The sequence below is a fragment of the Saccharothrix sabaoui genome (assembly GCF_051756985.1).
GTDB lineage: Bacteria > Actinomycetota > Actinomycetes > Mycobacteriales > Pseudonocardiaceae > Actinosynnema.
In genome coordinates, this window is the sequence record NZ_JBPKJK010000268.1 from 1 (window position 1) to 7,354 (window position 7,354).

Here is a 7,354-nt window from a genome sequence, read left to right on the forward strand (position 1 = left end):
TGGCGGAGATCGCCCGCATCCACCGGGACACGTGGCGGACCGCCTACCGCGACCTGGTGCCCGAGGAGGTGCTGGCGGGCCTGGACGTGGCGGGCACCGCCGCCGCCTGGGCCGAGGCCGTCGAGGGCGGCCGGGTGCTGGTGGCCACCGAGGGCGGCTGGCTGGTGGGGTTCTGCGTGGCCGGTCCCGCGCCCGACGGCGAGGTGGCCCGCGCGGACGGCGCGCTGCCCGCCGACGCGGCCACGACGGCGCTGGTCAGCGTGCTCGTCGAACCCCGCTGGGGTCGGCGCGGGCACGGCGGCAGGCTGCTGGCCACGGCCGCGGCGCGGCTGCGCGAGGAGGGCGCGACCCGGGGCGTCGCGTGGGTGCCGGAGGCCGACAAGGCGTCGACGGGCTTCTACGCCAAGGCCGACTGGGTGCCCGACGGCACGGTGCGCACCCTGGACGCCGGGGGTCGACCCCTGAGGGAAATCAGGGTTTCCGGGGGGCTTTCCCTGCTGTTGACGACGTGATCCGTCGGTAACCTCGGTCACGTGCTCGGGTGGTTGTGCCTCACGTTCGGCATCGCGTTCGGCTCCGCGGTGCTCCCGCTGATCAGCATCGAGATCTTCGTCATCGGCCTGGTGACGCAGCAGCCCGGCATCGCCTGGTGGTGGGTGGGCCTCGCCGTGGCCCTGGGTCAGGTGCTGGGCAAGATGTTCTACTTCCTGGCCGCGCGCGGTTCGCTGCGCCTGCCCGCGTTCCTGCGGCGCGCGGGGAAGCCGGAGAAGCCGGGGAAGCCGCTGCCGCCGTGGCGGCTCAGGTGGGGGGCGAGGCTGGAGTGGGTGCGCCTGCGCTGCCACCGCCACCCGCACTGGATGTTCGGCACGCACGCGGTCAGCTCGGTCGTCGGCCTGCCGCCGTTCATGTTCACCACGGTCCTCGCGGGCCTGGCCGGCATGTCGTCGTGGCTGTTCATCTCCACCGGCGTGATCGGTCGCTTCACGCGGTTCAGCGCGCTGGCCGCGTCGCCTGCCGCGCTCGCGGGCTGGCTGGTGCACTAGCGCCCGCGCGGTCGTGCGGCACCAGCCCCTGCTCGGGCACCGACAGGCCGTAGTGGTCGTGCAGGCGGGTCACGTCGGCGTCGGACAGCGCGGAGTCGTCCACCCGCGGCCCGTCCTCGACCTCGCGGCGGTCCACCGGGATGACGAGCCGGCGGTCGCGGACCTGGGCGCCGCGGATCGGCACGACGGCCGTGCCGGCCGTTCTGCGCACGCAGGCCCACGTCGGCCGGCCGTTCGACAGCCACAGCCCGACGACGTGGCCGATGTGCCGGCCGTGGCGGTCGAGCACGTCGCAGTCGTAGAGGCGGTCCACCGCAGTGCGATCCATGCCCACGCCTTTACCCGGCGCTTCCGCGATGTCACGCGGGTTCACCCGTTCGGACGCCCGGCAGGGTCCCCTGACCGGTCCGGTCGGTCCGGTCCGGTCCGGCAGGGGACCCCTCGGCTTCACCGGGCGCCGTGGCGGGCGCGCACCAGCTTCTGGATGACGTTCAGCGCGTGCTCGTTGTTGCGCCAGGCGACCTTGCCGTTGGCCTCGGCCACCGGCCCGCTGTAGCCGGTGTCGACCTCCAGGGCCTCGCCGCTGGTGATGGACAGCCTGAACTGGTGCGCGAGCGAGATCGTCGCGTCGATGCCGTACACGACCTCGACCAGCTCCGACAGCGGCTTGGGCATCGGGATCGACGTCGAGGAGACGCCGACGATGTCCTGGTAGTGGTGCTCCTGCGTCTCGTCGAACAGGACGTCGCCGGACTCGAAGTCGAGCAGCCCGCGGTAGGCGCTGACCAACCCGCCGGTGAGGAAGAGGATGACGACGTCGTAGGTGTTGGCGCGCAGCTCCCCGTCGCCGCCCCGGCACATCCGGACGCGCCGGGCCGCGCCGTACTGGGACCGCGGGATGCCCACGACCACCTGGGCCGGGACGACGAGGTCGCCGCCGTGGGTGTTGATCCGGATGTTGAGCCGCAGGCGGCGCGCCGCCTTGCGCTTGATGTGCTCCACGTCGTCGCCGAGCCACTCGTCCATCCGCCGGTCGCTCGGCTTCGGCTCGGCGGCGGCCAGCAGCCGCAGGTACTCGCGGTACTCCTTGGCCAGGCGGAAGCCGGCGCGGCCGGCGAAGAACGCGCCCGCGAAGCACACGACGAGGAAGAGGGGGTCTCCCGCGATGAGGCCGACGAGGACGAGCAACGCGGCCGTCGCCGCCAGCGCCTGCCACGGCCACGCCTGCCGGGGCTCCGGCGTGGGGGTGAAGTACTTCCGCACCGCCTCCGCGCGCCTCGGGTCACCGCCGCGCCGCACCTCGTCCACCTCGGCGACGGAGATCGGGATGCCGAGCTCGCCCGCCCGGGTCGTCAGCGCGCGCCACGTCTCCCCGCGGGCGGGCGCGACGTGCTCCACCAAGGTGGTCACCTCGTGCGGGCCGAGCATCCCCACGCCCCTCCGCAGCGTCGCCGCGTCCGGCGGCGGCGCCGGCATCCCGTCGGCGTCGTAGTAGTCGTCCTTGACGATCGCCCACAGCACCGACGCCTGGCTGTGCACGGGGTGCGCCGGGTCCGCCTTCAGCGCGTTCTCCAGGTGCCGGTTGACCCGGAGGACCTCCTCCGGCGTGCGGTACGACGGCGGGCTGCCCGAGAGCAGCGCCATCGCGGCGTACACGTGCGCGCAGGCCAGGGTCACCTGCGCCTCGGCGTCGGCGGCGTCGGCCAGGCCGGCTCGGGGCGCGGTGGCCAGGTAGGTCTCGAAGAGATCGAGCGCCTGGGGGTAGAGGTGGTGCTTGAGCGCTTCCAGGCCGTCGCGGAAGTGGTCCCGGGCTTCCTGCGCGTAGATGTTCTGCGTGCCGCCCTGGTTGGCGTACACGTTGCCGCCCGCGGCGGGTGCGTTGTACTGCCGGGGGCCTTTGTCGTCGATCATCGGGGACCTCCGGTCCAGAAGTGCTGGTTTCCACCTTGACTGGCATAGACGACACCGTGCGCGGACGGCGTGTTGTGCTGCACGAAACCCGGTGCGGATTTCTCCGGGGCCGGTGCGGAGCCGGCGGTACCGGGCATTCGGCGATCGCGCGCCGGCGCGCCCCCGGCGACCCGGAGCCAGGCGTCGACGGCCGTTTCCTTCACCTCGACGGCCACCGCCCGGAAGTCGTCGGGGTCGATTCCGGGATAACCGTGGCGCACCACCTCCTCGTGCACGTGCGCCGAGGTGATCAACGCGAGCGGCGCGGACTCCGGCGCGGTGGCCAGCGCCTGGCGCAACTGCGGTGCGTCGAGCAGCCTGGCCAGGAGTTCCATCGGGCTGCCGACGATGCGGTCGCCGTCGACCAGCACGTCGCCGGCGTGCACCGCGACGCGGACCCTGATCCCGGTCAACTCGCCCGCCAACCGGTTGTGCGCCCGCAATCGTGCGGCCAGTTCCGGCACCAGGGGATGGATGATGCGGTTCTTCGCCGTCATCGCGGGAAAGACGATCATCATCCCGTCACCGAGATCCTCGCGAAAGCACTCCGCCCACTCGATCCCGCTCTCCCGGCAGGAGGATTCCAGTTCCGCGAACAGGACCCGGCGCAACTCCTTGCGCGCCGCTTCCCCCCGGCCGCTGGACCGCTGCACGTCGAGCGCCAGCATGGCCCGGTATTCCAGGTCGTTCAGCATGTTCCTGCTTCCGTGTTCTTTACTCCCACATGCGGGTGATATCCGTCCACGCATGTGGAGAACATGGCAGGAAACAGCCCAGCTGTCTGGGACGGATGTCCCACAGCCCACTGCTCCACCTATTCGTTATCTACCCGATCGGACGATCCCCGGTGACCTGACGTCACGGGGTGCGGCCGGAGAGGCAGGCGTCGTGGCACCGCCGAACCACCGCGGGGGACGCCCCGCACCCGACTCGCTGTGGGCGCTGCTCACCGACGCCGAACGGGAGGTGCTGCTGGCGTGCGGCGTCGAGGAGAGCTACGGCGCGCGCGAGGAGGTGCTGCACGAGGGCGACACGAGCAGGTCGGTCCACGTCGTCCTGGAGGGCCGGGTGAAGGTGGTGGCCGCGTCCACGAGGGGCTGCGGCCACGTCCTGGCCGTGCGGCGCGCGGGCGACGTGCTCGGTGAGCTCGCCGCCATCGACGGGAAGCCGCGGACGGCGACGGTGACCGCCGTCGACGACCTCACCGTGCTCCGGGTGCCGGCGGACCGGTTCACGTCCGCCCTCCGGGCGAACCCGGGCATCGCCCTCGCCCTGCTGGCGGTGATGTGCGGCCGACTGCGCACGGCCACGCGGCGGCGCACCGAGTTCGGCGACAGCACGACCGCCCAGCGCCTGGCGTCGCTGCTGTCCGAACTGGCCGACGAGCACGGCGCGGCGCACGCCGACGGGGTGGCGATCACCCTGCCGTTCAGCCAGGAGGAACTGGCCGGGTCGATCGCGTCGTCGCGCAAGGCGGTCGTGCGTGCGCTGCGCGCGCTGCGGGACGAGGGGATCGTGGCCACTGCACGGCAGCGGGTCGTGGTGCTGCGACCGGACGCGCTCCGCCGCCGCTCCGCGGCCACGTGGGAACCGGAGCCGGCCGGGACGACTAGGTCAGGGCGAGGGCGGCGGTGAGCGCGGCGGCGACGACGAGCAGGGCCACGGTCAGGCGCAGGGCTTCGCAGGTGTGCGTCACAGCCCATACGATACGGAGAGTGACGATCGAATCCAAGGCAAGAGAGCGTTAAGACCGGATGAACCGCGTCTCACTCGGGTGGCTCACGCCCGATTCGTAGGCACGTGGAAAAGGTCGATGGCTTTGCGCATCGTCTCGCGCGCCCGCCCCCGGTCACCCGACAGGTCGTACGCCTGGGCCAGCAGGAACCACGCCCGCCAGTCCCCCGGCCGCGCCTCCACGTCCCGCCCGCGCTCCTCGAACCACGCGTCGGCCGCAGTCCGGTCCACTCGGCCGGACGGCGTGCGCGGCAGGCCGGAGAGGTCGGGCAGCGCGCCCTCTGCCTCCAGCTGCCGCGCCATCCGCTCCGTGGTGAAGCCGAACCTGATGTTGGTCCACGCGATCCACGCGCCGATCAGCGGCAGCAGCAGCACTCCCACGCCGAGCGCGACGCCCACCGGGTCGCCGGTGCCCAGCAGCACCACCGCCCGACCGCCGAGCAGCACGAAGTACACCGCCAGCGCGGCGGTGACGAGGAACGCGGCGGTGCGGGTGCTCATCGCCCTCAGAGGTCCATGTACTTGTCGAGGCCCACGGACAGGCCCGGGTGCTCCCCGATCCGCCGCACGGCCAGCAGCACGCCCGGCATGAACGACTTGCGGTCCAGCGAGTCGTGCCGCAGCGTCAGCGTCTCGCCCTCGGTGCCGAACACGACCTCCTGGTGCGCGATCAGCCCCGCCACCCGCAGCGAGTGCACCCGCACGTCGCCCACGAGCGTGCCGCGCGCCCCCGGCGCCTCCTGCGTCGTCGCGTCCGGCATCGGGCCGAGCCCGGCCGCCTCGCGCGCCTGGGAGATCAGCCGGGCGGTGTGCGCGGCCGTGCCCGACGGGGCGTCCACCTTGCGCGGGTGGTGCAGCTCGACGACCTCGACCGACTCGTAGTACCGGGCGGCCAGCTCGGCGAACCGCATGGACAGCACCGCGCCGATCGCGAAGTTCGGCGCGACCAGCACCCCCACCCCCGGCTTGGCGTCGAGCCACTCGGAGACCGTGCCCAGCTTCCGCGCGTCGAACCCGGACGTGCCGACGACCGCGTGGATGTCGTTGTCCACGCAGAACCGGATGTTGTCCATCACGACCTCGGGGCTGGTGAAGTCGACCACGACCTCGGCGCCCGCGTCGGACAGGTTGAACAGCCAGTCGCCCGCGTCGACCATCGCCACGACTTCCATGTCCGGCGCGGCCTCGACCGCCCGGCACACCTCCGCGCCCATCCGGCCGCGCGCGCCGATGACGCCGACGCGGAGCGGTTCTTCCCGCACGGTCTCGTCGAGGGGGGACGGGTCGTTCAAGAGATCACCTCGTGCACCTGGGACGGCAGATCGTCCACGTGAGAGTAGGGGCCGACCACGGCGCCGGCGACGGGGCGTCGCAACAGGTCGCCCGCCAGCGCCGCGACGTCCTCGGGCGTGACCGCGTCGATGCGCGCCAGGGTCTGCTCCACCGACAGGTGGTCGCCGTAGTTCAGCTCGCCCTTGCCGATGCGGGACATGCGCGAACTGGTGTCCTCCAGCCCCAGCACGAGCCCGCCGCGCAGCTGGCCCTTGCCGCGCGCCACCTCGGCGTCCGACAGGCCCTCGCGGGCCACCGCGTCCAGCACGTCGCGCACGACGCCCGCCACGTCGCCGAGCCGGTCGGGCTGGCAGCCCGCGTACACCGACAGGGTGCCCGCGTCCGCGTACAGGCCCACCGACGAGTACACCTGGTAGGCAAGGCCGCGCCGCTCCCGGACCTCCTGGAACAGCCGCGAGCTCATCCCGCCGCCCAGGGCCGCGTTCAGCACGTTCAGCGTGAACCGGCGCTCGTCGTGCCGGTCCAGCGCCCGCACGCCCAGCATCAGGTGCGCCTGCTCGGTGTCGTCGTCGTGCAGCACCAGCCGGCGCGTCGCCGGGAAGCGCGCCCGGCCCGCGCGCGGCGCCACCGGCGTGCCCGCGCGGTCCAGGCGGGCGCCGACCAGCTTGCGCACCAGGCGCATCACCTGGGCGTGCTCGACGTTGCCCGCCACCGCCAGCACCATCCGCGGCAGCGCGTAGCGGCGCTTGTAGAAGCCGAACAGCGCGTCGCGCCGCATGTCCCCGATGGACTGCTCGGTGCCCAGCACCGGCCGCCCCAGGGGGTGCTCGCCCAGCAGGGCGTCGAGGAACGCGTCGTGCAGCAGGTCCTCGGGGTCGTCGTCGCGCATCGCGATCTCCTCGAGCACCACGCCGCGCTCGGTCTCGAAGTCCCGCGGCTCGCACAGGGCCTCGAACACCACGTCGCACACCAGGTCCACCGCGAGCGGCAGGTCCTCGTCCAGGACGTGCGCGTAGTAGCAGGTGTGCTCCTTCGCGGTGAACGCGTTCAGCTCGCCGCCGACCGCGTCGATCTCCTCCGCGATGGCCGCCGCCGAGCGGTTCGCCGTGCCCTTGAACAGCAGGTGCTCCAGGTAGTGCGCGGCGCCCGCGACCTCGGCGCGCTCGTCGCGCGACCCCACCTGCACCCACAGGCCGACCGACGCCGACCGCACGCCCGGCACGCGCTCCGTGATCACCCGCAGACCCGACGGCAGCAGGGTCCGGCGGACCGTCACGCCGCTGTCGCCGCGCTCCAGCGCGACCGTGCTGCCGGGCTTCTGGAGGTGCCCGGGG

At 73.0% G+C, this 7,354-nt stretch carries 9 protein-coding genes; 3 read left to right on the plus strand and 6 right to left on the minus strand.

Annotated elements, in window-relative coordinates; genetic code table 11:
* Both ACR807_RS40260 and ACR807_RS40265 read left to right on the plus strand, forming a co-directional pair.
* Window positions 1-512 (plus strand): GNAT family N-acetyltransferase (locus tag ACR807_RS40260; RefSeq protein WP_438926803.1); only part of this gene is annotated, 512 nt, incomplete at its 5' end.
* Between the two features lie 21 nt (window positions 513-533).
* Complete coding sequence (locus ACR807_RS40265) at window positions 534-1,043, plus strand: hypothetical protein (protein ID WP_438926804.1); 510 nt, start codon at window positions 534-536, stop codon at window positions 1,041-1,043.
* Here ACR807_RS40265 and ACR807_RS40270 read toward each other — a convergent pair.
* The 3 genes from ACR807_RS40270 to ACR807_RS40280 all read right to left on the minus strand — a co-directional run bounded on the left by ACR807_RS40270 (window position 991) and on the right by ACR807_RS40280 (window position 3,688).
* A complete protein-coding gene (locus ACR807_RS40270; RefSeq protein ID WP_438926805.1) occupies window positions 991-1,371 on the minus strand; it encodes a hypothetical protein in 381 nt (126 codons plus the stop codon). The two genes, ACR807_RS40265 and ACR807_RS40270, sit on opposite strands and share 53 nt — an antisense overlap.
* Before the next feature lie 119 nt (window positions 1,372-1,490).
* Window positions 1,491-2,954, minus strand: a complete 1,464-nt coding sequence (locus ACR807_RS40275) for a hypothetical protein (RefSeq protein ID WP_438926806.1) — start codon at window positions 2,952-2,954, stop codon at window positions 1,491-1,493.
* Window positions 2,951-3,688 carry a nucleotidyl cyclase domain-containing protein gene (locus tag ACR807_RS40280; protein WP_438926807.1) on the minus strand — a complete coding sequence of 246 codons (738 nt, stop codon included), beginning with the start codon at window positions 3,686-3,688 and terminating at the stop codon, window positions 2,951-2,953. Before ACR807_RS40280 ends, ACR807_RS40275 begins: the two co-directional genes overlap by 4 nt.
* A gap of 193 nt (window positions 3,689-3,881) precedes the next feature.
* Between ACR807_RS40280 and ACR807_RS40285 the strand changes: the two genes are divergently transcribed.
* On the plus strand, window positions 3,882-4,628 hold the full coding sequence (locus ACR807_RS40285) for a Crp/Fnr family transcriptional regulator (protein WP_438926808.1): 747 nt from the start codon (window positions 3,882-3,884) through the stop codon (window positions 4,626-4,628).
* Between the two features lie 144 nt (window positions 4,629-4,772).
* On the opposite strand, the gene ACR807_RS40290 is transcribed toward ACR807_RS40285, so the two are convergent.
* The 3 genes from ACR807_RS40290 to ACR807_RS40300 form a co-directional block, all read right to left on the minus strand.
* On the minus strand, window positions 4,773-5,228 hold the full coding sequence (locus tag ACR807_RS40290) for a tetratricopeptide repeat protein (RefSeq protein WP_438926809.1): 456 nt from the start codon (window positions 5,226-5,228) through the stop codon (window positions 4,773-4,775).
* A 5-nt stretch (window positions 5,229-5,233) separates the two neighbouring features.
* Window positions 5,234-6,019 carry a 4-hydroxy-tetrahydrodipicolinate reductase gene (dapB, locus tag ACR807_RS40295; RefSeq protein WP_438926810.1) on the minus strand — a complete coding sequence of 262 codons (786 nt, stop codon included), beginning with the start codon at window positions 6,017-6,019 and terminating at the stop codon, window positions 5,234-5,236.
* On the minus strand, window positions 6,016-7,354 hold a 1,339-nt coding region (locus ACR807_RS40300; protein ID WP_438926811.1), incomplete at its 5' end, for a M16 family metallopeptidase. The genes dapB and ACR807_RS40300, both read right to left, overlap by 4 nt.

What these genes read in the sequence shown, in the direction of transcription:
- ACR807_RS40275 (WP_438926806.1), bottom strand. Translation starts at nt 2,954, where the DNA reads ATGATCGACGACAAAGGCCCCCGGCAGTACAACGCACCCGCCGCGGGC.
- ACR807_RS40290 (WP_438926809.1), bottom strand. Translation starts at nt 5,228, where the DNA reads ATGAGCACCCGCACCGCCGCGTTCCTCGTCACCGCCGCGCTGGCGGTG.
- ACR807_RS40270 (WP_438926805.1), bottom strand. Translation starts at nt 1,371, where the DNA reads ATGGATCGCACTGCGGTGGACCGCCTCTACGACTGCGACGTGCTCGAC.
- ACR807_RS40280 (WP_438926807.1), bottom strand. Translation starts at nt 3,688, where the DNA reads ATGCTGAACGACCTGGAATACCGGGCCATGCTGGCGCTCGACGTGCAG.